Annotated in this window: 23 protein-coding genes; 20 read left to right on the top strand and 3 right to left on the bottom strand. The window is 30.7% G+C overall.

Annotated elements, in window-relative coordinates; genetic code table 11:
• Positions 1-7: 7 nt before the first annotated feature.
• Together GXM21_RS06995 and GXM21_RS06990 are read left to right on the top strand one after the other, a co-directional pair.
• On the top strand, positions 8-1,177 hold the full coding sequence (locus GXM21_RS06995; RefSeq protein ID WP_008537738.1) for a hypothetical protein: 1,170 nt from the start codon (positions 8-10) through the stop codon (positions 1,175-1,177).
• A complete protein-coding gene (locus GXM21_RS06990; RefSeq protein WP_008537739.1) occupies positions 1,158-1,784 on the top strand; it encodes a gp53-like domain-containing protein in 627 nt (208 codons plus the stop codon). The genes GXM21_RS06995 and GXM21_RS06990 overlap by 20 nt, the downstream gene beginning before the upstream one ends.
• Before the next feature lie 235 nt (positions 1,785-2,019).
• On the opposite strand, the gene GXM21_RS06985 is transcribed toward GXM21_RS06990, so the two are convergent.
• Entirely contained in the window at positions 2,020-2,274 is a 255-nt protein-coding gene (locus GXM21_RS06985; RefSeq protein ID WP_008537740.1) for a hypothetical protein, read from the bottom strand.
• Positions 2,275-2,435: 161 nt separating this feature from the next.
• Here GXM21_RS06985 and GXM21_RS06980 point away from each other — a divergent pair, with 161 nt between their 5' ends.
• On the top strand, positions 2,436-2,711 hold the full coding sequence (locus GXM21_RS06980) for a hypothetical protein (protein WP_008537741.1): 276 nt from the start codon (positions 2,436-2,438) through the stop codon (positions 2,709-2,711).
• Here the strand turns inward: GXM21_RS06980 and GXM21_RS06975 are convergent, their stop codons facing one another.
• Positions 2,712-2,951, bottom strand: coding sequence for a hypothetical protein (locus GXM21_RS06975; RefSeq protein ID WP_039881314.1), 240 nt, complete (start codon positions 2,949-2,951; stop codon positions 2,712-2,714).
• A 288-nt stretch (positions 2,952-3,239) separates the two neighbouring features.
• On the opposite strand from GXM21_RS06975, the gene GXM21_RS06970 reads away from it, so the two are divergent.
• Complete coding sequence (locus GXM21_RS06970) at positions 3,240-3,455, top strand: hypothetical protein (protein ID WP_154645545.1); 216 nt, start codon at positions 3,240-3,242, stop codon at positions 3,453-3,455.
• 190 nt (positions 3,456-3,645) lie between these two features.
• Here the strand turns inward: GXM21_RS06970 and GXM21_RS06965 are convergent, their stop codons facing one another.
• A complete protein-coding gene (locus GXM21_RS06965; protein ID WP_008537745.1) occupies positions 3,646-4,668 on the bottom strand; it encodes a tyrosine-type recombinase/integrase in 1,023 nt (340 codons plus the stop codon).
• A gap of 43 nt (positions 4,669-4,711) precedes the next feature.
• On the opposite strand from GXM21_RS06965, the gene GXM21_RS06960 reads away from it, so the two are divergent.
• From GXM21_RS06960 to GXM21_RS06885, 16 genes are all read left to right on the top strand, one after another.
• Entirely contained in the window at positions 4,712-5,149 is a 438-nt protein-coding gene (locus GXM21_RS06960; protein ID WP_008537746.1) for a hypothetical protein, read from the top strand.
• A gap of 246 nt (positions 5,150-5,395) precedes the next feature.
• Positions 5,396-5,539, top strand: a complete 144-nt coding sequence (locus GXM21_RS06955) for a hypothetical protein (RefSeq protein ID WP_008537748.1) — start codon at positions 5,396-5,398, stop codon at positions 5,537-5,539.
• Positions 5,532-5,828 carry a hypothetical protein gene (locus GXM21_RS06950; RefSeq protein WP_008537749.1) on the top strand — a complete coding sequence of 99 codons (297 nt, stop codon included), beginning with the start codon at positions 5,532-5,534 and terminating at the stop codon, positions 5,826-5,828. Before GXM21_RS06955 ends, GXM21_RS06950 begins: the two co-directional genes overlap by 8 nt.
• Before the next feature lie 13 nt (positions 5,829-5,841).
• Positions 5,842-6,306, top strand: a complete 465-nt coding sequence (locus tag GXM21_RS06945; RefSeq protein ID WP_083826925.1) for a phage holin family protein — start codon at positions 5,842-5,844, stop codon at positions 6,304-6,306.
• 19 nt (positions 6,307-6,325) lie between these two features.
• Positions 6,326-6,577, top strand: a complete 252-nt coding sequence (locus GXM21_RS06940; RefSeq protein ID WP_008537751.1) for a DUF6275 family protein — start codon at positions 6,326-6,328, stop codon at positions 6,575-6,577.
• 2 nt (positions 6,578-6,579) lie between these two features.
• Complete coding sequence (locus GXM21_RS06935; protein ID WP_008537752.1) at positions 6,580-6,978, top strand: hypothetical protein; 399 nt, start codon at positions 6,580-6,582, stop codon at positions 6,976-6,978.
• Positions 6,978-7,544: a conjugal transfer protein gene (locus GXM21_RS06930; RefSeq protein ID WP_008537753.1), complete on the top strand. Its 567-nt coding sequence runs from the start codon at positions 6,978-6,980 to the stop codon at positions 7,542-7,544. Before GXM21_RS06935 ends, GXM21_RS06930 begins: the two co-directional genes overlap by 1 nt.
• Before the next feature lie 12 nt (positions 7,545-7,556).
• A complete protein-coding gene (locus GXM21_RS06925) occupies positions 7,557-7,826 on the top strand; it encodes a crAss001_48 related protein (RefSeq protein WP_008537754.1) in 270 nt (89 codons plus the stop codon).
• Positions 7,810-8,397: a GH25 family lysozyme gene (locus GXM21_RS06920; protein ID WP_008537755.1), complete on the top strand. Its 588-nt coding sequence runs from the start codon at positions 7,810-7,812 to the stop codon at positions 8,395-8,397. Before GXM21_RS06925 ends, GXM21_RS06920 begins: the two co-directional genes overlap by 17 nt.
• Positions 8,348-8,962, top strand: coding sequence for a hypothetical protein (locus GXM21_RS06915; RefSeq protein ID WP_154645547.1), 615 nt, complete (start codon positions 8,348-8,350; stop codon positions 8,960-8,962). The genes GXM21_RS06920 and GXM21_RS06915 overlap by 50 nt, the downstream gene beginning before the upstream one ends.
• Before the next feature lie 14 nt (positions 8,963-8,976).
• The gene (locus tag GXM21_RS06910) at positions 8,977-9,192 is read left to right on the top strand and encodes a hypothetical protein (RefSeq protein WP_008537757.1); all 216 of its coding nucleotides are present in this window, start codon (positions 8,977-8,979) and stop codon (positions 9,190-9,192) included.
• Between the two features lie 67 nt (positions 9,193-9,259).
• The gene (locus GXM21_RS06905) at positions 9,260-9,511 is read left to right on the top strand and encodes a hypothetical protein (RefSeq protein ID WP_154645548.1); all 252 of its coding nucleotides are present in this window, start codon (positions 9,260-9,262) and stop codon (positions 9,509-9,511) included.
• Between the two features lie 179 nt (positions 9,512-9,690).
• A complete protein-coding gene (locus tag GXM21_RS06900; RefSeq protein WP_008537760.1) occupies positions 9,691-10,116 on the top strand; it encodes a hypothetical protein in 426 nt (141 codons plus the stop codon).
• 21 nt (positions 10,117-10,137) lie between these two features.
• On the top strand, positions 10,138-10,857 hold the full coding sequence (locus GXM21_RS06895) for a hypothetical protein (protein ID WP_008537761.1): 720 nt from the start codon (positions 10,138-10,140) through the stop codon (positions 10,855-10,857).
• A 17-nt stretch (positions 10,858-10,874) separates the two neighbouring features.
• Positions 10,875-12,806 carry a hypothetical protein gene (locus GXM21_RS06890; protein WP_008537762.1) on the top strand — a complete coding sequence of 644 codons (1,932 nt, stop codon included), beginning with the start codon at positions 10,875-10,877 and terminating at the stop codon, positions 12,804-12,806.
• An 18-nt stretch (positions 12,807-12,824) separates the two neighbouring features.
• On the top strand, positions 12,825-25,871 hold the full coding sequence (locus GXM21_RS06885; protein ID WP_008537763.1) for a transglycosylase SLT domain-containing protein: 13,047 nt from the start codon (positions 12,825-12,827) through the stop codon (positions 25,869-25,871).
• Positions 25,872-25,929 lie beyond the last annotated feature (58 nt).

Here is a 25,929-nt window from a genome sequence, read left to right as displayed (position 1 = left end):
TGAAAAAATGGATACAGATGCTATTGAGATAAAATATGGATTACCAAAGGCATTACCAACAATTCAAAATGGGAAATTAGCACCAGTATTCCCTTTATATTTTCAATATAGAGGAGATAATGTAATAATTTTTTCAAAAAAATATATGGGAGAAATAGAGCATATTTATGAGCTTTTATATAAAATAGTAACTCACCAAACTATTGATGCAGACAATCCTTTACCGTACGAGTTTAAATTTGAAGAGAATAATTTATATGTAAGAGATAAAACCAACACAAAATGGACATTGATGGGCGATATAACTAAGTTATATTTTGGAGCTAAAGAATATGCTGACGAAACCTTCATTAAATCATTAAAAGCAGATGATGCAACAATCGTATTTACTAAGGGAGATAATTCCACAGGTAGTTTAACAATAAACAATGTAGCTCATGCGGATACAACCTTAAAAGATAACAAAAATCAGCAAATTGATACTACTTATGTAAAAGGTGTAACAGGCTCTAATGCTGAACTTACTATCACCAAAGGAAATGGTACAACTTCAAAAGTTACTATTAACAATGTAACTCATGCGATTAATTCAGATAATGCTAATTATGCTACAAAAACATTGCAAGATAATTTAGGTCAACAAATACATCAAACTTATATAAAAAAGTTATCAACTTATGGTGGTAACATAACAATGTATAAAGGTGATGGCGGTACTTCTATTGTAAAAATAAATAATGTTGAACTTGCTCAAAGTGCTGTTAAAGCTGCAAAAGATAACTTAGGACAACAAATAGATGTTACTTATGTAAAAGATGTATTAGAAAGTAATGGTATAGTAACTGTAACCAAAGGAAACAAACAAAGTGAAGTATTATGTTTTACTTCTATTACTAATGACATTATTGATGATATTTTAAAATTAAATGAAGATACAACTCTAGAAGAAAAAGAGGCTATTATTGATGAAACAATAATAGATATTTTTCTCAATAAAGGAGATGGATATATAACAGTATATAGTTTAAATTCTGCCATTGATACAGATACTATTGATGACTTGTATTTAAATAGTGGTTTATATCCTGAACCATCTGGAGATGAATGTATTAATTCTAGTGAAATGGAAAACATATTTATTAATGGAGGTGTAGTACATGAAGTTTTTAGATGCTAACGGATTAGCATTATTTACAAAAAAGATTTTTAGTAAGTTTGTATCTAATATAACTGGTGCAGACAACAAAATAACTATTACTAAAGGTGATGGAACAACAAATGAAATTAATCTAAACGAAGTTGTTAAAACTGATGTAATAGGTGAAGATCCGCCTGATGATGATAATTCAAATAAAATAGCAAGTACAAGATGGGTACAAAAATTTGTAACAACTATGGTATTTAAATTGATATCTAAATTAGCAGGCACAGAAGAAACAGGTGTAAGTAGTAGTGGAAGTTTTTTAGGTGTTAATTGGTTGATAGCTCAAAATGGTTATATTTGCTTAGGAAAATTATTTGGCGGACTAATTCTACAGTGGGGAATGTTTGTTACAAATGTAGAACAAGGGAAAAATAATACTTTTACATTTCCAATAGCATTTAAAAATAATTTATATTTTTATTGGGCTTTTGATTATACAGGATATTTTTATAATTTAATTATAAAAAACAAAGATATTAATTCTTGTTATATTTATGGAGCATATCCTAATGGAACAGAACAAACAGGGGAGCTAGCACCTACAGGTGTTAGTGGAATATCGGTGTTTATAGGAAGTTAATTATTTTCCGACAATTAGATAGTAGTGTTTTGTATCTGCATTATATGGATTTCTTCCTATTGTTAAAGTGGGCAATGTAGCATGAATATAACAATAAGTATTTATTAAGACATTACATGTAGATATTCCGCATACTACTATTTTTAAACTAATTGGCAAATTTAACGATTCTTGCACATAATTACTATCTGGCTCTTGCGTATGGTCTTTTTTTAATATTAATAATCCCCACTGTTTATATGAAACCTATGCTACCCCACATATATCCTCCTACAGTGTTTGTATAAAATCTAAAATTAGTTTTATCTGGAGCTACTGTATAAAACATATTAGTATAAATTAAAGTTCCATGTTTATTAACCCATGTTAAATAATTATTTTTAACAGTTAATGGTAAAGAAATTATATTTTCTACATCTTTCTGATTATCTTCAAGTTTAAAATATCCCCACTGTTTAAAGATATGAAATAGTAGCATATAAAACAGCATATTTTTCATTTCCCAAATTATGGCAAATAGAAAATGTATTAACAGTTTGGCTATTATCCATAAAAGCATTTGATATCGCTTGAGGTGTAGATGGTGATTTTTTTAATATATTTGTTGTTATAGCAAGTGTTTTGGAACTTATAGGAAGATTAACACTTATTATGTTATCTTTGCTAAATGCTGTAAATGCACATCCCCACTGTAGGTTGATACATCAACAGTGGGGATTAATTGTAGGTAGTGATAAATTAGTAAATATACCGACAAATATTACAATAAAACAATTATTATATTGTAATGCCTGTGATGGTATATCTAGCTTCGAAAATGATGGAATAGGTTATTTTTTAGGTGTAGCAGATGTAACACCAACTAACATTATTTTTAGGTTCAAAGAAAATCCTCAAACTTTTAGATGGTTTATATTAAGTAAATAATTATTTTCCTACAAAAAACACTCTAATTTGACCATTACTTCCTCCAGTAACGACACCTTTAATATTTACAATAATATTATTTAATTCTGTTGATGTTGATTTTACAACAGATATTAAATTTGCTTCTGAATCTGATGCTGGTGTAGCTATAGCAAATGATAGTTTTTCTTTAAAAGTTATTGCTGTATTAATTTTAACTGTTCTCAAATCGCCAGTATAATTTTCATCTAATCCGAACATTCTCCACTGTCTAATGAAAGGTTGATGCATATGTTTAATAATATATATACCAAAATAAAAAAACTATTTAACACGAAAGTGGTTGTAGAACCTAAAACAAAAAAGAGATTGAGTTCAAAAGCAAAATACCTGAGTATACAATGTGGGTACTGCCTACAACTTTAGAAGAAGAAAACAAAAAAAGAGATTGAGTTCAAAAGCAAAATACCTGAGTATACAATGTGGGTACTGCCTACAACTTTAGAAGAAGAGGACATATCTAATCAATATCAATGGGGAAGCTCAGATATGGTAAACATACATTTAACAAAAGAGGATATCGAAGAATTATCTTATATCTGGAGTACGGAGTCTAAAGAAATAATAGATACTATAAATAGTAGGACTAATGGTCATATTTATATTTCGCAAGAAGATTTAAGGCTACTATTAAATAAACTATATGATAATACGCAAGATTTATCTGTATTTACAGCAAATCATTTAGATAGTGATTACCATTGATATTTTTATAAATTATATATATAGAATAAACCGTTGCAATTAAAGGCTTAACAGATTTTGCAACGGTTTTTAAGTTTAAAAATATATTGTTTTAATGATTTTTAGAAGTAACATTAGTAACACTAGTATATACAGATAAATCCTTATTTTTACAAGTATTACTAAAATATAAGTATCTTATTAGTAACAATTATTTTATTTTGTTTATTGCTTTTCGTAGCTGCTTAAGATTTTTATGAGTATATACAGTATCTGTAACATCTCCTGTCGCATGACCGAGTATTCTTCGTTTGGCATTTTCGTTTGCCTCTGCATTATCTAATAAAGTTGCGCAGGTATGTCGACAATCATGGGTACTATGTTTTGCGTTTATTTGTTGCATAATTCTATTCCATAAAGTTCGATATTTACTGTAATTATAAGGGGTTTTGTTATTATCAGAGATTAGATACTTACCAGGTATATTCATTCTGTTATAAATCAATGGAAATATTTTATCATGAATAGGTATAGCCCTTAATCCAGACTTTGTTTTAGATTTAGTAATTTTGATGTATTTTTGTCGCATATAAATATTTTCTTTAGTAAGATTTAAAAGCTCTCCGACTCTCATTCCCGTATAAATTAGGATTAATACAGTATCGACACCTTCAATATTTAAATTAGACCATAACTTATTTATTTTTTGTCTTGTAAAAGGTTTGTGTGGACGGATTGCTTTATTTTTACCTAAATTTAATAGATTGGCATAGTTCTTATTGCAATACTCCATCATAATTCCATATTTAAACATAAGGCTAATTAAAGAACGGATTTTCTTACAACTACTGTAGGAAAGTCTTTTTTTCTTAACAGTATCAATTACATCTTGTAGATGATAATATTTAATTTTTTTTAATGGCATTTCATGTAAAGGTAGGCAATGTTTATAAGAATTTTTATAGCTATTTATGGTACTTTTGCTAGGTTGGTATTTATCTATATGGAATGGTAGCCACCTGTAATAAAGTTCCGAAAATGTAATTTGATGACCATGGAGGATTTTACTAGTATGCTTTTTATTATATTCTGCTGCATAAATTTCTGCTTCTGCTTGTGTACAAAAATAAGAAATAGGCTTTTGCTTTCCTTCGGCGGAGATGAGAAAAACGTAAGGTCTCCGCCTTTTACCACTTAATTTTTTAATGCTACCATATCCATTTGGTTTGCGCATTTAAATTACCCCTTTTTTAATAAAATAACAAGGAGATATTATAATGACTACAACATATTTTGCAAAATTCAATGACGAAGGATTGCCAGAAGGATTCATTCCATCGTTTCATGTTAATAATTATGGCGGAAAAAATAAACTCACGTCTGATGGATATATTGAAATTCCATTAGAAGAATACAATTACTATATAGGTAATATGAGTAATGAAGATAATAATTATGCTAAATTTAAGAGAGATAACCAAACAGGAAAACCAGTTATTTATATACCACCTGAACCAACACAAGAAGAATTACAGGCAAGAGCTTTAGTTGCTTTAGAAGTAGAATATAATGCACAAAAAGAAGGATTTAAACAAGATTTAGATACTGCTACGCTTGCTGGAAATACAGAGGCTATACAATCTATACAACAAGAATTTATGGAATTTAATCAGGCGTATGAGGTAGCTAAACAAGAAATATTAAAAGGAGAATAAATATGGATTACTTTATATGGCTTACACTTCTGGACACGGATACTATTAAAATACTTACACCGATTATTATATTATTAATAATTGGAGCGGTAATATATCTATATTATTTCAAACGCAAATTGCTTAATTTATTTGTACGAGATAAAGATTTCACGTCTAAAATGAAAAAATGCAAAACAAAAGAAGAATCGAATAAACTTGTATATGAAACATTAATAAAAAAATTAACTCAGGAGGATAAATAAAATGGCATTTTTTACTAGAAAAGAACGTTGTAAATATTGTGCAGGAGAATTAGCAGATGGTAAATGTACTAATCCTAATTGCATTGCATATCAAAATACAACAGAAAATGTAAATAAAAATAAAGAAGGTACAGACAATGCGTAAATTATTATTAGCGTTATGTTGTGCCTTCTTTTTATCTACAGCAACTGCAAGTGCTAATAGCCTGCATGATATACAGGATAATATTCCAACAGATAAAGCTTTACATTTTATGGCAGGATATGTAATTCAAGACCAGCTTCAGCGTAATGTAGGTTGCAGTGCGTTTGAAGCTTTTTTAATTACTTCAGCTATTGCCTGGGCAAAAGAAAAGTTTGTCGATGACCATGTAGATAATAACGACGCATACGCTACAATGGCTGGCGGTTTGTTTTATCAAATTAAATTTTAAGAAGGTGATTAAAATGCAGGAGTTTTTGGCGGATATGGTTTCATTTTGCAAGACGATTATACCAGTCCGATTAGAAATTGAATGGGGAGCGTGTTTCGCTACTGTGGGGACTATATGTAGTCATTTGTTTGGTAGTTGGTCTAATTTGTGGGAAGCTATTTTGTTACTAATGGTGTTAGATTATATAACAGGTCTTTTATCAGCCTGGATAAACCCTAATAAAAAATTAGACAGTAGAAAAGGTTGGCGAGGATTAGCAAAAAAAGCTGTCATCGTCATTATTATTATGGTGGCACATACGGCAGATATTGTTTTCAATCAGGGAACGATAACACGAGATATTGCGATTTTATTTTATATCGCAAATGAGGGCTTGAGCATATTAGAAAATGCTACAAACTGTGGTGTACCAGTTCCAACTAAATTAAAAAATAACTTAGCACAGTATGCTATGCAAAAAGAAAAAATTAGAAAATAAAAAGAAAGAAGGATTAATAATGCAAGAACAAGCAAGAAAAATTGTAATGGAATATTTTAATTCTCACGTAGATAAAACAGATAATAAACAAATTACATTAGATGATATTTATGTAGTTTGGTTTTCTAAAACATTGCAAAATTGGAAAGCTCTTGTAAGCACTACAGTTAGTGATGGTATGTACTACGAAATAACTCATAACGGCAATGAAAATGAAACTTATGTAGATGTTTATAAAAAATGGGAAAATTATACTGTTAAAGGAGAATAAAAATGAAAAATTATATTAGCGTAAAAATGATAAAAGCAGAACCATGCAAAGCATGGAAAGACTTCAAAGGTCATATGACTGGAGATGAAGGATATAAAATTTATTATCCTGATGGTTATATATCTTGGTGTCCTAAAGATATCTTTGAAGCACAGTATTTAGAACTAGAAAAAGAAGATACTATTACTCAAAAAGATGTTTGCAATTTTATTACAAGCACATCAATTACTGGAGCAAACCATGAAATTATCGAAACATCATGTAAAAATGGTTTTGTAATTACTAATTTCTATAATATGGGCATTGGTAAAGAAAATCATGAAAGATATATTTTTGCACAAATATATAATTTGCTTACATTTTTACTTCAATCTGCTAGAAAAGGATTTAATAATAAATAATGGGAAGTAATTCTATAAAAGTTTTAGGTGCAAGCAATCATGCTAAATCAAAACGTGAAGAAAATGATTTTTATGCAACTGAACCTAAAGCAACTATTTTATTAATGGAAAAAGAAAAATTTAATAATGTTATTTTAGAACCAGCATGTGGACAAGGACATATGAGTGAAGTTTTAAAAAGTTATAATTATAATGTTTTATCAAGTGATTTAATAGATAGAGGGTATGGGATACAAAAAGATTTTTTTGATTATAATAAATGGGCAGGTGATATAATAACTAATCCTCCTTATAAAATAGCTTTACCATTTTTGAAACATGCTTTGAATATTATTAATACTGGTTCAAAGGTAGCATTATTTTTAAGATTATTATTCTTAGAAGGTATAGAACGTGGTAAATTTTTTAAAGAATTTCCACCTAAAAAAGTTTATGTATCTAGTGCAAGATTAAATTGTGCTAAAAATGGAGATTTTAAAACATATAGTAAATCAACAGCAATGGCTTTTGCTTGGTTCGTATGGGAAAAAAATTTCAAGGAAAATACTATTATTGATTGGATTTAGAAAGGTGAAATTATGGAATTAAAAGATACTGTTAAATTAATGTTAAGTGCTGATTTTAAAGAAAGATTTCAAGCTGAATACGCACAGGATAAAAATAGAGCAGAAGGTTTAGCAAAAATGTTAAAAGCTTATAAAGCAGGAACATTACCATTTAAGCCTAAATGCAGTTATGAGCTTTTATATGAACAATTAATTTATATGAGAGCTAAATTAAAAGTATTAGAAAAACGTGCAGAAATTGAAAATATTGATTTGGCGGTGATTAATGATGAAAGTAATTGATATTTCTGCTTGGCAAGAATGGATCGATTGGCAGGCAGTAAAAGACGCTGGAATTGAAGGAGTTATTCTAAAAATAGGAGAACATTATAGTTTAGATGAAAAGTTTATAGAACATGTAAATAACGCTGTAGCGTATGGATTACGCTATGGCGTTTATTATTATAGTCATGCGTCATTTATTCGTGAAGCTGTAGCAGAAGCTAATTGGGTTGATAAACAGATTAAGACATATCTTAATGGGAAAAATCCTGAACTTGGTATCTGGTATGATGCTGAAGATAAAGATATGCTAGAAGGATACTTAAACGTAGTTTATCCTATTGCTAATTTTATCAGTACATTATTAGATAAAGGATATAACTATGTAGGCTTATATAGTTCTTATGATTGGCTCACAAATATTATAGACTTAAAAGCATTGCCTGATTATGTACCTATTTGGGTAGCTCAATATTATCCAGAAAATAGTTTTGCCATAGAAAATCCTAATCGTATATGTCGAATGTGGCAATACACCGATTGTGAACGAATTGGAAATATGGGGCTTGATTGCAGTGTCTACTATGAATGATTACCAGGATATAATAGATAATTTGCCAAAACCGACAACAGATTTAGAAGAACAATATTTATATTCAATAGTAATGGCAATGGCTGGTAAAGATTATCAGCCATTTACTAATCCTTTTTGGCGGAAAGAACAATATTTAAAAGCATGGTGGGAAATAACTAAATTGCAAGTAGCAGAAGGAAATATTCCAAATGATAATTCTGTAAGTACAGAAAAAATAATTGATGGTGCTGTTACCTTAATTAAGCTTGCAAAAGAAGTAATTGATAAACTATTAGCTGATGACAAAATTGAAACAAGCATGATAAAGAATTTATCAATAACTACAGAAAAAATAGTTAATAATGCCATAAGTGCGGAAAAAGTGTCAGATGATGCTATTATATTGAGTAAATTGTCTAAAGAAGTAACAAATTTGCTCTTAACCGCAAACCATGTAGGAATAATACAACAACCTCAAATAAATCAAATTACAGAAAGCGGAGATATGCTCACGTTAGATATAATAAAAAATAAAATTAACGAGATAATTCAATTATTAAATAACGCAGAAATAACAAAATAAAGGAGCGGTTTATCATGATTAAAACTATTAAACTTGTAAGTAAAGAACCAATTGAAGGTATTACAAAAGCAAAGATTAAAGATATTTTTGAAACATCTAAAAATCCTAACCAAGTGCTATTAGATAATGTACCTGAATTTTGCTTTATGCAAGGCGATGTACTTTATTTTGCAGGGCTTAGAGCATTAAATCCTTGTATTGAAGAAATGGAAGTGAACACACTTGAATGATGTGCTTAGTAAGATTAAAAAATATAAATATATTATTATTGGCGGTATTATTATTGTGGTCTTGTATGTGTGCAGTCTGTGGAGCGACAGAAAAGACGTATACGATAACGGAAAGCCAACTGACGCAATTAGAAACGAACTTGACCGAGCTGAAGGAGCAAAACAAGACATTGCAGGAACAGCTTCAAATATCGAAGGAACAAGTACAAAACTTGAAAACGCAATCGGAACAGCTACAGACGCAAGTGAACGATTTGACCAGCTCATTAACGAATGCCAATCAATTATTGACGCAGTACGAAAACAATCAACAGATTAACAAAGAAAAGAATTATGCTATTGGTCTAGGTATTGGAAATAATGGTATCGCCATAGCTGGGGATATAAAAAATACCTGGATAATCGCTGATGAAAAGACAGTTATTCTAGGTTATAAATTCAAGTTTTAATGCCATTTTTCCCACGTGGGAAAAATGGTTTATTTATGGGATTTTTTATATGAATAATACATTAGATGAATATATAAAAAAATATGAGCAAAAAACAAAAGATAAGTTTAAACCAAAAGAAGGGTTTAAGCTTTTTTATTTGCCTTCTCGTGGCTTTTGTGAAATTGGCACTACTCAAGATAATAGTATGCTAATGATTTATCAAATGGCTGGTGATGGCAAATTTTGGCGAGATTTTGCCACAGTATTTGCTCAAATGCTAGGAATAAAAAAAATAGGTACAATATGCATACGAGAAAATATAAAAGCTTATATTCGTTTTTGGGAATATAAGATAACTAAAAAAGAGCCGCTTCATGACGGCTCTTTTATCTATTATGCAGAAAACAAAGAAGGTAAGAAGGCTCGTATATCACCTGTACATATGCATGATGATATAACAAGGATTTCTTATTATGTAACATGGGATATTTAGATATAGAAAGTAGGTGAGGCTATGCATGCATACAAACCTAAAATTTATTATATAGATTTGCAGTTATTCAAAGGAAATACAACGGTAAACAACCAATCGTATCAACCAACAGAATATGAGCTACAGCTGCAAAAAGTTCAAGCTGACTTAGCTAATCAATATGCACCTAATGCATCATGGTTAAATGATACTGCTAAAAATATTCTGCAAAACTCAATAGGTGCTGTTCAATATGATTTTAACACAGCTAATAATCAAGCACAAAGTCAAATAAATCAAGCAAACCAAAATAATCAAGCTTTGGCTAATGGACAATTACCGCAAGCAGCACTAGACAATATAACTAATAATGTATCAACCATAGCTCAAAATAGTATGGGTAATTTATTAAATGGACTTGCTAATAATGGTGTATTGAATAGTTCTGTAACAACTACAGGAATTAAAGATTTATCTGATAGCGTGAATAATACTATTTCACAACAACAGCAAAGTTACATGAACTTATTAAATGGAATAAATAATGGAAATATCAATAATGCATCGGCAGGAATAACAACAGCAGCAGGAGCACAAGAAGCGGCCCAACAGCCAGCACTTAATTTATGGAATGCTTCAACAGGGCTTGCAAGTTCAGGTAATTCTACGCTTAATGCATTAGCAGGTAAAGGAACGACTACAACTACTCAAACCACTAGCGGTGGCGGATTACTTGGTGGATTATTTGGCGGATTATTTTAAGAAGGGAGTTTTTAATAATGGCTGGAAATTACAATTCAACTGGTCAAGACTGGTATCAACAAAGATTAAATCAAATAGCATCGATGATGAGTATGCAAAATTCAGATCCGAATTATTTACTTGGTTCATTAATTGGAGATACATTAAGAAAACCTTTCCAAAACTGGTTAGATAATAAAGTATTACCAACAATTACGGGGAGTGGGAATAATGATAATAATAAGCAAGCATTATCGTTAAAAGAAGAATTACTAAACACGCCTATTACTGGATATGATATAAATACTGCTGCACAAGCAAACAATCAAAATATGGATTTAAGCAGATTAGGGCAACAACAAGAACAGCCACAAACACAAGCTCAAATAAATGAAAATAATAATAACTTAACCAATCAAGCAGTAATGCAAGAAGCACAAAAAGATAATGGCTCGTTAAGTGGTAATAATATAATGTCTGACTTAGGTCAAAATGTAGTTAACAATGCAATTTCAAATGTATTTGGTATACCTTCTTTTTATCAGGCCTCATCACTAAAAACTGGTGGTGAGGCTAATTCTTATAATGGACAATCTATTGAACAAATGCTATATCAACAAATAATTGACGCTAAAAATAAATATGCTAGTGCTCAACAAAATGGAGATACTCAAGGAATGAAACAAGCTCAACAACAGGCAAATGGAGCAAGACAACTTGCTGATTTATACGGCATAAAATTAGATGTAGCAGGAGAAGAAAATACAGTTGAAGAAGTACAAAATCGCTTAAATAAAGTTCAAAATTTTAATGAGCCAACTTATGATGATATAAAAATGCAATTATTAAATGGTGTTTTGCAATCTAAACAAGACTATGCAAATGCTCAACAAAATAATAATACGGAAGATATGCAAAATGCGAATATGAGAGCAGAAGCTGTTAGACAATTAGCAGATGAAAATGGTATATCAATTCCAGAAGCTGGCTCTGATGTGAGCTTAGAAAACTTAACACGAATGATACAAGGAGAACAAGCTCAACAAAATGCTAAAAAACAACAAGAAGAAACTGAACGAATAAATAATTTAACGCCACAAGAATTGTTAAATCAACCTGATATTACAGTAAGTCCTAATATTTTTTATCAGCGAGCATATCAAAGTTTAAGCGATAAAGGTATCCCAGAATATAGAGCAAGACAAAAAGCTTCTGATATGGCTATGCAGTATGAAGCAAAATATATGAATAATCTTCAAAATGTCATGAATACAACAGGAGTTAATCCAGACGGTTCTTTAACTAATATGGGTATTGCTTTATTATCACAAGCAACATTAGCAAACAATCCTGAAATGGCTCAATTATATGCTAATCAATTTGCTTCACCTCGAGAACAATGGGGATTTGCTCGCGATATAGATAAGGCAAATTTACAACAAAAATTTAATCAAGAAAACATCAACACTAAATATAATCAAGATATTGATATGCTTGCTAGAAAAACAGCAGCTCAAAAAGACGTTAATTCTTTTAATACAGGATTACAACTACAAATAAGAAATCAAAGTGAACAAAATGAAAAAATTGCTCGTATGAATGCAGCTCAACAATTAGTAAGTGCTGGAGTATGGGACCAAGGACAGGGATTACTTTATGTTTTAACTGGTAAAATGCCTGATAGTGATAATAACTCGTCATCTGATAAAGCACCTGCATGGTCAAGACCATTAGCGGAAGGATTTTCAAAGGCAAAAGGAACGTTAGATGCTGAAGATATTGACGATTTTAAAAATGAGGTAGCTAAATATTTACCAGAAATGGACGAAGAAGATAGCACGTATGCCAATTCAATGATATTAGCACTTGAAGGACGGAGAGAACTTGAAGCTGGATATACCGATATGGCTGAAAAATATTTCAGTGGAATACCAGATAAATACAAAAAAGAATTAATTCCTGGATATTAAAAATAAGGAGATTATATTATGTCTAAATTTTTACAGAAATTTATTAATGCTACTGGACCTGTCGGAACTTATAACGCAGAAGAAGAAAAAAAACGACAAGAAGAAAATGAGTCTACATTAGATAAAGTATTCGATACTGCTGGTGATATAGCCAGCGGTATTTCTAATAATTATAATTGGGTAAAAAATACCTTAAGCGAAAATTTGCCTGAAGGTGTTCAAAATACATTAGCACCATTTGGCGACGCTTCACCATTGGCTTTATTGTTTGCTGGATTATCAGGTGCTAATGAACTTGAACATAATATGGAAAAAACATATGCACCAACTGCTGCTGAATATAATTATAATTTTGGTAAAGGTGCTGTTAGTGGAGCAAGTTCTGTATTTGGTGGTATTGCTGATATATTCGGTGCAGAAAAAACAGGAAATGAATTTAATGCTGTTACTAATTTAAATAAAAGAGATAAAGAATACAGCGGAGCAGATAACATTTTATCGTTAGACTACATAACCAATCCAGACGGATTAGTTTACGACGCTGGTAATATGGTCGGCTCAATGGCTGCATTATATCCATCTTCATTCTTAGCAACAGCTACAAAAGTAACATCAGCAGCACAAACATTAAAAAAATTACCTTTTTTACGTGGATTAAGCGACGATGCTTTAGAAACAATGATAAGAGGTTCTATAACATCTGTACCTGAAAGTTTATCTGAAGGTGGTAATGTAGTAAGACAAGCAAAAGAAGAAGGATTGGACGACCCTTATTTACGCGGTTGGAAAACTGCTGGATTGAATTTGCCAGCATTGGCAATATCGAATGGTCTTGAATATGGATTACTTGGCGGAAAGATATTTAAACCAGCTGGAAAAGTTGGTGAAAGTGTTCCAGAAAGAATGGTCAAAGGTGTATATCGTTCTATACCAGCAACAGTCGCTACATCAGCTCAACAAGGTTTAGAAGAATATGTACAGCAAGGCATTTCAAATGCGCAAACAGATAAAGACTGGGGATTATTACCTTGGAACGCTAGTCAAGACCAGATTGACTCTCTACTCATAGGAGCACTTACAGGAGCACCGATGAGTGGAGCTGCTTCTTATACTCGCTCAATAACCAATCAAAGACCAGAACAAGAAGCTAATACAGGCAATAAAGATATTGATTCATACATTAATGAGGCTTCTGTTACGTATGGAATACCAACGAATATTATTCAAGCTCAAATGCAAGCTGAAAGCAATTTTGACCAAAGTGCGGTATCGGGAGCAGGAGCGATAGGATTAATGCAACTCATGCCAGGCACTGCAGAAGAATTAGGTGTAGACCCTAATGATCCAAGACAAAATGTAATGGGTGGTGTTAAATATCTAAAACAAATGTATGACGCTACTGGCAATTGGCGTGATGCATTAATCGCATATAATGAAGGATTAGGAGCGTGGCAAGAAGGACATAGATATGCTGAAAGTGTAGCGTATGCAGATAAAATATTAAATAACTTAGATGGAGATATTAAAGCACCTACATCATCTTCAATTGATGATATAACAATTAATTTTACAAACGATATATTAAATAGCACCTTTAATGATGACGGTTCAATGAGAGGTGCAAATGAAGATGCATATAATTTCTTTAAAGATAAAACAGTTAAAGATAGTAATGGAAACTTTAGATTTAATGCTACAGACGAAAATATTACAGCTTTAAATAAAAAATATGGAGAACAAATACAATCTTATCGTTATAAAAATAATGAAACGCAAGATAATTTAACACTTAATAGTACAAATAATATTAATAAGCGTGGTAATGAAAATATAAATGCAACAAATAATAACGTTAAGATAAATACGCCTAATCTTGATAAATTGCGTGAATTTGCAAGACAACGAATTAAAACGAGTAGAAATCCAGCAGAAATAAACGACTTACAATCATTATTTAAGAATAATAACGAAGATAGTCAATTTTTAGATGATAATGCAGCTAAAAACTTTATCCTAAGAAATTATGGTAATGAATATAACAATTTTGTAAATAATAATAAAAAACAAGAAAATAAAATAACTAATTATGAAGAAGTAAAACAATCTGAATTAGATAGTAACTTAGTAAAAAATATAAATTCCTATAGACAAGCAGTTAATAGTGGATTTAATAGAAGTAAAAATAAACAAAACTCACTATCACCATTATCACTAATTTTTTCAAGAGATAGTATTCAAAAAGCACAAGATATCGTAAGAAAACTAGATGATAATAAATTACAAAATAGATTTAGTAATTTATTTGGTAATTTTAATGAGGATACATTAAATCCTAATACTGTTGGTGGCAATATTGCGGAAAATGAAGTCATAAATGGAACAAATGTTCCTGAAGTAGAACAAACGGGATTAATGCAGGGTATGTTTGATGATTTAAAAAACAAACAAAAAATAAATGAAAATGTTCAAAATTTATTACAACAACAAGCAACGCAAGAAGCTTTATATCAACAGCAATTGCAACAACAACATGTACCATATAAAACATACCAGGAAAAGAAAAGACGTGAAGTTGAACAGCAATATGCTAACGATATTTATAATGATACAGAAGTACCAGCAAGCGTAGGAACACAAGCAAGAAAAACAGAAAATCACGGTAGAACAAAAGCTAATAAAGATATATTAGATAAATTTAGAACTACTGAAAATCCAATTTTAAAACAAGGATACATTGATAAATTAGCTGAAAATATAAGTAATATGTTCTCTAGTGGTTATTCAGCTAAGAATAATAAAGGTTCATTAAAAAAACTATCTGATTTTATAAATGCTGAAAGTAGAAGAAATGAATTTTTAAAGCAATTGACAGAAGAAGAACAAAACGTATTAATGTATCTTGACTATACTTTTGAAAATACAGGCAAGGCGTTTAAAGATGTTCTTCAAGAAGCAGAAAACGAACGTAAAAAAATAATAGATAGATACAAAGATATTTTACGTTCACAAATGAAACAAGGTGTAACACCTCGTAGCGTTGCTTATAATAGGGAAACTGGAGAATATATAAATAGTCCAGGTTACTCTAATAATTATCAATGGTATAGAGATATGACCGCTAATGGTACACGTCGTATTAGTAAAAAAGAACTTGAAGATAATTTGGATTATATCGCTGTAGAGCATTTAACTGATGGATACTTTGACCCTCAATATGGCTGGCAAATACCAGGTGGGGGCGATGAACAATTTCATGAAATGGAGGATACAATAAATGTACTTAACTCAATCGCAACAAAAGCAGAAGCCTACGAAGCAGAACGCTTCATACCAACAAAAAATAAAAGAGGCGTTGCAAATAATAAAGGGAATGTGCAGCAAACAAAACAATCAGAAAAAATAGATTTAATAGGTTTAAAAGCTGTAACACAGGGATTATTAAATCGTTTAAGTGAAGCAAAAGAAAATGGAGAATTACAAAATCCTTCAAGCGTAAATATCAAAAAAGTAGAAAAAGATATTAATAGCGATAACTATACTAAGCAAAAGAAAGCTATTGATTTCATTGGTAATAAATTAGATGAAGTATTACCAGTTGAAGAAAAACAATCCATAAAGGAAAATATTTCAAGAACAATTTCTAATACATCTGAAACGGATACTGCTATTAAACAAAACAAACAAAATAAAAATAATGAACAGGAAACAGAAGCTACAAAAGAAAAAAATGTTGTAACTGTAACTGGTGATGAATTTGGTAAATATGTAGATTTAAAAGATTTACGTCAAAAGGCAAAAACATATTATAAAGAACATTTACAAGGAACTTCAGTTGAAAATAGTATTTTAGGTAGAGTTAATTTACCTGATAATACAATAGATTTTACAAGACGAGGTATAAGTAAATCAGTTTCTACCAGTGCCAAAGAAAATAAGTTACTACTTATAAAATATTTGCCTGATTTAATTCGCAATGCAACGGATATTTCTTCAAACAAAAATCAAAAAAACAAACGTGAAGCTATACAATATTCATATTTAAAAAGTAAAGCTATTATTGATGGAAAAGAGCAAAATGTTGAGATAACGATATTTACTGATGTTAATGGTAATAAATATTATAATCATGTCTTACCGGAAGAAGAAAATAAAAAAAGAAGCTTGTCCGTGTATCCGGTGCAAGCTCCTGAAAGGAACGGCATTCCGGCCATAAGACAACAAGCTTCTTCTACTAATAGTATATCAAATAGTGAAACTACTAACAACACTAATCATATATCATTAAATGAAGAAAGTATAAAAAAAGAAGATACAACGGTACATACGGAACCAGTATCTTCACAAGAAGCCCTCGGCACTCCGTCCGGCGTTATATCTTCTACTAATATTATATCAAATGAAGATATTAACAGTAATGAAGATGTGATACAATTAAAAGAAAATAAAAAAGATAGTCAAGAAAAGCAAACTTCATTTGTTGATGTAAAAACAGCAGAAGATGATTTATTGAAAGCGTTTGGATTAAAACGTGCTAATACTGAAAAACATAAGCAAAAAAAACGTGTAAAAATTGTAGATGATAGTGATAATGCATTAGAGGCTGAATGGGATAAATTAAACAAAGCACTAGATAATTTGTCAGCTAATCCACTATTTAATCCTGAAGTAGTAGTTCCTTTATTTAAAATAGGTATGATTTATGCTCAACGTGGTATAAATAATTTTGCTAATTTCTCTGAACGAATGATTGAAAAAGGTGGAGAACGTATAAAGCCTTGGATAAAACCTGCATGGAATATGACAGCTTCATATCAAGGTGATGATTTAGATGAGAATAAATTAGCGGCTGCATTTCAATATGTAGGTTCTAAATGGGAAAACGGAACAAAATCATTAGATAAAATAAAAAGCGATTTTGAAGAATTGGTAGGAAATGAACAAGCTGAACCATATATGCAATATATTGAAGTAGCACATAAAGGAGCACAAGCTTATTTCAATCCAGATATACCAGTGGTACAATTAAAAGAAAATGACAATATAGAGGTGAAAGAAAATGTTGATGGCAGCACCAGCAACAATACTGAACGAGATAGCGAAGGGAACAATAAAAACCCAGTGGGGGCAGATAATGAAAGCGAAGGATCCATTAGAGGAAATGGAGAAGAAAATAACGGACAGACTTCACAAGACAGAAAAGGACAGCGTAGTATACGCGTTCAGTCTAGTAGCTCCGATACTAGCAGAACGACTAGCGATAGCACAGTTCGCAAAGAAAGTTCCACAAATACGAATGGAAGCACCAGAAATACTAACTTATCAGGAAGCATTAGAGATAGCTATGAAGGAAGTACCGTATTTGACGAAGGAAGAACAGAACCAATTAGTAAACCTTCTGAAGAACGACAGCTCAATGAAGGAAATTTATTAAAACAAGATAAAGCAATTTCAAAAGAAAAGGCAAGTAGGCTTGATGATATTAAGCATGACTTGCCTATTTTATTGCCTGAACAACAAGGCGATGTATTGTTCGCGGAAGAACGTCTTATTGAAAATAAAAAACCTGGTGTAATGTTTACTAATGGTACAGGAACGGGAAAAACATATACAGGGCTTGGCATATTAAAAAGATTTGTAAATCAAGGTAAAAAGAATATTTTAATTGTTACTCCTAGCAATGATATCAATAAAGCATGGATAGACGCTGCTAAAAAAGATTTTGATATTAAAATCACTCCGCTAGAAAATACAAATGATATTGGAAAAGATGTTGTTGTTACAACATATGCTAATATGGGATATAACAATAATCTTGTTAATAGAGATTGGGATTTAATACTATGCGATGAATCACATCGTTTGATGAGCAGTGAGCAAGCGAAAGTTACAGCTTCATTAAATAATTTAAGAGCATTAACATATAATCATAATGGACTATATGAACGTTTCCAAAGATTAAGAGCTGAAGAATATAAAACTGTTGATGATTATGCACAAAAAATAAAAGCTGGAGAAGCTACTGAAAAAGAAGAGAAAGCAAGACAAGATTTAATAGATAAGTTATCAAAAGAAAGAGAAGAATTATTTAAACAATGGCAAGAAATAAAAGAAGAAGATAAGCCAAAAGTAGTATTTTTGTCTGCTACTCCATTTGCATATGTTCCGAATGTTGATTATGCCGAAGGCTATTTATTCAGTTATGGCGAGGATAAAGAAGAAGTTCGTTCTTATAATCAACCTAGTCCATATGAAGATTTCTTTATTAAACATTTTGGTTATCGCATGAGATATAACAAGCTAACAAAACCTGATGCCGATGTAAATACATCTCTTATGGAAATGGAATTTCACAAATTCCTTGAAGATAGTGGGGCTTTATCAGGAAGAATTTTAACTACAAGTCAAGATTATGATAGAGGCTTTATTTTAGTTGATAGTGGCGTTGGTGCCAAAATTGATGAAGGTATTCAATTCTTATGGGATAATAATAAAAAATATGATTTATTATTGGATCGTGTAAGAAATAAACTAAAAGGAAATAAAACTCGTTATATCTTAGAAGCAATAAAAGCAAAGTCGGCAATTGATTTAGTAAAAGAATATCTAAAAGGAAATAAAAAGGTAGTTATTTTCCATGACTTTAAAAAGAATGAAGCAAGCAATCCATTTGTTTTGACAAAAGAAGATTTCATTTATGTTGATGATGAGGGTAAAAGTGGATATAGCAAAGAAGCTATGGAGCAATACGAATTATTTAAACGTGAACGACCAGATTTATTGAATTTAAATTTAAAAGATTTAACATCACCTATAAATAGATTTATTGAAGCTTTTGGAGATAAAGTTGGTATATATAACGGAAGCGTAGATAAAAAGACAAGAAGCAATATGATAAAAGAGTTCAACAAAGATAATGACGGATTAGATGTAATTTTAATTCAAAGAGCGTCAGGTAAAGAAGGTATTAGCTTACATGATAGAACAGGTAAAAAGCAACGTGTTCTAATTGATTTAGGTTTACCAACTAGACCAACAGACGCTATTCAATGTGAAGGTCGTATCTATAGAGTAGGTGTAAAATCAAATGCTATATTCCGTTATTTAAATACGGGCACAAATACAGAAGCATATATCTTTTCATCAGTAATCGCCGAACGTTCATCAACAGCAGAAAATTTAGCGTTAGGTGAAAAAGCAAGAAATTTAAAAGAGTCATTTATCGAAACCTTTGAAGAAAGTAGAGATAGTGATAGCTGGAAAAAATATTTGCCTAATAGTAAAACAGAAGGTACGGGCGGTGTACAAAGAGATAGACAGCAACAGTTAAATATTACGCCTTTTGAACGAGCTAAAAGTTATTATTATGCTAACCAAAAGAAAACAAGCAAAAATAAAGCAAGAGAAGGTATAGACTATTATCCGACTCCAGAACCTATCGGTTATAAGATGGTTGAATTTGCTGATATAAAATCTGGTGATAGTGTACTTGAACCAAGTGCAGGTCATGGGGCTATTGCAAGATTTTTCCCAGAAGATACAAAAAATGTAGCTATAGAACCAAGTTCAGAATTAGCAAATACAATACGTTTAAGATTTAATAAAAACGGTCGTGTGATAGAAAGTACGTTTGAAAACTATGATGTGCATAATAAATTTAATGAAATTGTAATGAATCCACCTTATGGCACTGCTGCAAAAACAGCTATGGAGCATTTGGAAAAAGCATTTAATCATCTTCGTGATGGCGGTCGTATTGTTGCACTTTTACCTGCTGGAAACTCTATGGGCAAGCGATTAGATAAATGGTTAAATGGTGTACCTAATGCTAAAACAAAAGCTGAACGCGAAGGTGAAAAACGTGCAGTAATAATGAAAAAAATAGAGTTACCATCAGTAACTTTTGAAAGAGCAGGTACTAAAGTTGTAACAGACATTTATATAATTGATAAATACGAAAATGAAGCTGATAGAGAAGAAGCTTTAAAAATTAAAGAAGGTACTTTATCTTTTAGAAATATCGATGCAATAAATACGCTTTTTGATGAGATAGAAGATGTAATTGCCCCAAGAAGAATTTTAAAAGGTGAAGTTATTCGTGAAGAACAAAATACTCCAGTAGCTCAAGATAAAAAACAAGATTTATATAACAATCGCATAGTGGTAGGTACAATACCAAAAACAAATAAAGATGTAGAAATAGATGTTAATGATATATCGTTATCTAATGATGGAAAGAAAGTTTTTGAAAAAGCATATTCATTTTTGGATAATCAATCCAAGAATAGCTCTAGTGATATGTCCGATGATGAAAATAAAACTGCTGCTATGTTTATTGCGTATAGAGCAGATACAATATCCAATATAATCAAAGAAGTTTATCACGAAAATTATTCTCCTATTGATTATTGGGAAAGTTTAAATATTGAGTTTAAAGCACCTAAATATGACCCAATAAGAGGTGGTTTTGTTGCAGGAAGATTTGAGAGTTATATAAGATATTCACTTCAAGATGAATATACTTTGGGAAAAGTAATAAATAAACTAGACGAAGAAATAAAATATCTTGGTAAAGATGATTCTAGGATTATTGTAAATAATGAAAGTTCATCTCAAGCACTTTATCATGAATTAGGTCATAGATTTATACTTGATTTGTATTTATTAACAAAACAAGATAATTGTCCTCAACAATTAAAAGATGACTTTAATAATATTAGAGAGTGGATAACTACAGGAGAAAAAACAAACAAGGAATATTTACATGTTAAAAATTATGGAAGCAGTAAAGAAAATATAAACGAAGAAAAATTTGCAGAAAGTATAATTAGATATTTATATAAAGGTCAAACACCTATAAATAGATTAAATAAAGCTATTTATAAAATAAAAAAACGTATTGAGGAATTAGTTAATAAATTTATTAATAATTATCAAACAGAAAAATATAATGTTCCTTTAAATGTTGAAATACCTAAAAAGGTAAAATCTGCAATGGATAGATTAATATATTATCCAGGTTTAAACGAAAATATTTCTAATAGTGAACAAGAAAATAGCTTTGAAGATGATATTTTCATTTTAGATACTCATACAGATACTAGAAATGGCGAATTAAAATATCGTGTAAAAGTAAAAGAGCAAATGAATTTTCAGCAGTTGAAATCATTAGCAAAACAATCTGGCGGTGGATATAGTAGATTTGCTAAAGGTTTTTTATTTTCGTCATCAGAAGATAGACAGAAATTTGTTAATGCGGTTAGAGGAATAACAGATAAAGAACAATCTAGTAATTATTCTTTTGCTGAAGATATGTATAAAAAATTAGATGAGTATGTAGATATTAGGGAAAAAGCTGATTTCGATAATGTTAAAATTGGCGACTATGAAAAAGAAATATCTGCAATCGGTGATAGAATGGGAACTCCAATATATTGGTTTACAGGTCCAAAAGGATTTAGAGGTTGGCACTCTCACGGTACAACATATCTTAATGTAAATGGTAACTGGTCCCACCCTAAAGTATTTTGGCATGAAACATTCCATTGGATAGCCAGAAATAATCCTAGTTTGTTTAATGATATGTTAAATGATATGAAGAAGAGAATAACATCTAAACAAATTAATGATTATCGTAAAATTGTTTGGCGTGGTGATAAATTATCTGAAGATAAAATTATTGAAGAAATGATGGCTGATAGTTTTTATGATGTAGTTAAACGTGTTAAATATTTAAGAAATTTAGGCAAAGAAAATAAATCTTTGGCCAAAAGATTAATTTCATTTATTCGTGATTTAATGAATAAATTTACTGATTTCTTAAACAATCCTAAAGCTAGACTTACTACAACTCAAAAGAAATCAATGCTCAAAAACTTTAATAATCTAGCGTTATCTATTGTTGATAATCAGGGGAATAAACTATTTGAACGTGGAAAAGATGGCGAGATAAAAATTAATGATAATAGAGATTTTTATTCTATAAGTAAAGAAGAAGAGGAGTCTTTAATTCGTCAATATGGTGAGGATTATATGAGCGTTTTATTTGACGATGACGAATATAACTCTCAATTTTCTGCTGACAATGATAAAAGTGTTGATAGTGCTACAGGTATTTTTAAAGGTGCTTTTAAAAATATTAAAAATAGATTTACTAAAAATAAAAAAGATGAACGTATAAAGATATACAGTAAAAGTGCACATGATAAAAAAGTTGATGAGCTTGGTAATATTGGTGGTTTTGAATCTATATTATCATCACCAGCACGATTAGCCGAAAAGTATGTAGCATTTAAACCTGTACTTACTTATGCTGATAATGCTATGCGCAAATTGCTTAAAAATCGTAGTTACTATAATAAACAATTAAATGAAGCGTTTGATTATCTTGAAAACAAAGATAAGGATATAGAGGAATTAAATGACTTGATGTTTAAAGGTGATGCATTAAGCGAAGAGTATGGAAAAGGCATAACTGATTTTGAAAAACGTGCAGATAAAATCGTAGAAGAAACAGGAGTAAAAAAAGGTACAGCTAAAGCATATATTGCTATTAGAGGTCTTTTAAATGAGTGCTATGAGTTAATAAATAGAGCTAGAACGCAAATACAAACAAAATCAGAAATTATTTCTAAAAGTAAACTTGAAGGATTAAAACAAAATAAATTCGTCAATATCTTAGATGAGGTTCAAAGTGAAAAAGATAAGGACGATGTTTTGGTAACGTATGAGATTCGCCCTAGTCATATAAGACAAGATGTTTGCAATAAAGAACAATTAGAAGCTCTAAGAAATAATGAAGCTATTCAAATTTTAGAAGAAAAAGAAGGAGTAACGGAAAAAGATGGAAGCACTCATATTTACGGCGATGATTACAGTACACCAAAAGGCGAAAAAATAAACCTTGATAATAACAAGCTATATACTGTTAAATATCGTGAAGCTATTCCAAAAGTAAATAAATTAGAAGGATATGTACCACACTTTTTCCATGATTTCTATGTAGTACTTCAAAATGATGATGGAACTACTACAACTGTGGATAGTGGAAGAAATGTAAAAGAAGCCTATAAAAAAGCAGAACAGTATTTAAAAGACAATGAAAATGCTAAGTTAATAATTTGCCCTAAAAGGTTTGATTTTAATGAGGTCGGAATTGATGAAGAATATTATGCTGAAATGGTTGGCGATGGTGCTTATAAAAAAATAAATAAACGTATTGCAAATGAATTTGATATGAGTATTGATGTCGTCAAACAACTTTTGAATAAAAAAGGTGATAATAAAAACAAGGTAAGACGCTCTAGTAAACATCGTTTCTTTGGAAATATCCAGCATAGAACAGGTGCTAAAGGATATGAAGATAAAGATTTAAATTGGGTGTTAAGACATTACTTCAATAGTGCTTGTAGATATGAAGCATTAGAAACAGAATTTAAACCTAAGGCCATTTCTTATTTTGAACGTATATATGGAAGAATTGGTACGGATAATAAATATCTTAATGGTACAGCTAGATATATCAAAGACTATATCAATGATGTAAACGGTAATCCATCAGCATTAGAAAATTCTATAAGTACATGGCTCAATAATCGCAGACTGTGGAGATATTTATTTACATCGCGTTATGGTGAAAGAGCTGCATTATCTGTTGCTGGTAATATAACAAATAAAATATCTATTTTAAAACTCGGTGTATGGAATGTGTCATCGGCTATGCTTAATTTAACACAACTTTTAAATACGACAGCATTACTAACAGATAAAAATCCTATAAAAGCTGCTAGTGAAGTAATGAAGGCTGCAAAAGATATCGCTGCTTTAAAAGAAAGTCAAACAGAAAAGAGAATAGCAAAATTAAAACCTGATGAAAGAAAAGCCATGGAAGATACGGGCGTACTTCATGAATTAGGGCTTGATAGTGGTGCTGGTTATAGTAAAACAAGCTTTGGTAAATGGGGCGACCGCTCAATGATTTTATTTAAAGCTTCAGAAAGATTAGCACGTTGTGCAACTATTCTTGCAGCATATAGAAAAGCAAGAAATGTATTAAATAAAAATCATGATGATGCTGTTAAATATGCTCGTGATATAAACCGTAAGGCTAACTTTGATTATGGCGTAAATGATGCTCCAAACGTATTCAGACGTGGAAGCATTATAAGCCAGGTGTTATTTCAGTTTATGAAATATCCTATAAAACAATTTGAGTTAATGCGTGATTTTATTCCGTTTAATGGTAAAAAAGACGCAACATGGCAACAAAAAGCTACATTCTGGGGTGGTTGGATTTTCTTTGCGGGTGCATTTGGTTTACCAGCAGAAGATTTGTTATGGGCTCTTGTTGGCTTGATTTCTGAACCTGTATTTGGTGTAAGTCCAAAACAAGCAGTAAGACAATTTTTATTAGAAGCTAGTAAAGACGCAAATTTGCCAGAAAGAGTAGCTATAAGAACATTATTGTATGGTGGTTTGAGTAACGTTGGTATAGATATTAGTTCTCGTGTTGGTATGAATGATATAATACCAGGATTAGGAGAAGATTATAACAAAGATGCAAACCCTGTAATTAAAGCTATGGAAAAATTCGGCGGTGCTACTGGCGGTACTATTGCTCAATTTTATTTAAATGCTACAAAAGGTGATAATTTAGGAATGTTACGTTCTATATCACCAGGTATGTATAATATATATACCGCTGCTATTGGTGAAAGCAAGGACGGAAGAGGACGAATTACAACAAAATATGATGATGCTATGAGTAGAATTATTCGTGGTATGGGCTTTAAATCTACAAATGAAGCTATAGATACCGAATTAGGATCGCTTAAATATTACAATATGAATAAGACATCAAAAGAAAAACAAAATGCTATTGATGATTACCTCGATGCAGAAGAGCGAAAAGAAAACCTTGCACCATATGCAAAAAAATTAAAAGAGTTAGGAGTGAAAAGAAGTACAATAGTAAAAGCTAGAAAAGACCGTAAAAAAGATAGAAGAGAACGATTAAAAGAAAAAGATACTCCAGAATACTATCAAGGAGCAGAAGCTCTAAGTTGGTAAAATAAAAGGCTAGGAACGTTAATTCCTAGCCTTTTATATAAATATAGTTAATTAAATA

This window comes from Megamonas funiformis (assembly GCF_010669225.1).
In the GTDB taxonomy this organism is placed as follows: domain Bacteria; phylum Bacillota; class Negativicutes; order Selenomonadales; family Selenomonadaceae; genus Megamonas; species Megamonas funiformis.
The sequence above is the reverse complement of the archived record's forward strand: the minus strand, read 5'-3'. Positions and strand labels throughout refer to the sequence as shown.